The 677-nt window shown below is 67.2% G+C and carries 1 protein-coding gene; it reads right to left on the bottom strand.

Annotated elements, in window-relative coordinates:
• The coding region (locus tag SM757_RS34985) for a VCBS domain-containing protein (protein WP_322468864.1) at positions 1-677 on the bottom strand (677 nt) is incomplete at both ends.

The raw sequence follows: 677 nt of genomic DNA, 5'->3' as shown, positions 1-677 counted from the left end.
TGAATGCCCGGCGTGAGGGCATCGGTGTCGGCGTCCTCGGTAAGGGCGGCCTGGGCGTTGGCACCGTTGGTGCCGGCGTTGATGTTGGCTGCGTCGTTGACGCCGGTGATGACGATGGTGACGGTCTGCGAGGCGGTGCCGTCCAGGCTTTGGACGGTGAAGGTCTCGGTGTGGGTCTCGCCTTGCTTGAGGGCCTGCAGCGCGGCCAGGCTGTTGTCGACCGCGTAGCTCCAGGTGCCGGCGGCGTTGATGATCAGCGCGCCCCAGGCGCCACCGCTGGTGGTGTCGGTGACGGTGGTGGAGAACTTGTCCTGGCCGGCGTCGGTGTCAGAGACCGTCAACGAGCCCGTGCGTGTGAGTTGAATTCCCGGCGTGACGGCATCGGTGTCGGCGTCTTCCGTCAACGCGGCCTGGGCGTTGACGCCGTCGGTGCCGGCGTTGATGGTGGCGGCATCGTTGACGCCGGTGATGACGATGGTGACGGTCTGCGTCGCAGTACCGTCCAAGCTGGTCACAGAGAAGGTCTCGGTGTGCGTCTCGCCTGCCTTAAGCGCCTGCAGCGCGGCCAGGCTGTTGTCGACCGTGTAGCTCCAGGTGCCGGCAGCGTTGATGGTCAGCGCGCCCCAGGCGCCGCCGCTGGTGGTGTCGGTGACGGTGGTGGAGAACTTGTCCTGGCC

Source organism: Azohydromonas lata, assembly GCF_034427735.1.
Taxonomy (GTDB): domain Bacteria; phylum Pseudomonadota; class Gammaproteobacteria; order Burkholderiales; family Burkholderiaceae_C; genus Azohydromonas; species Azohydromonas lata.
The sequence above is the reverse complement of the archived record's forward strand: the minus strand, read 5'-3'. Positions and strand labels throughout refer to the sequence as shown.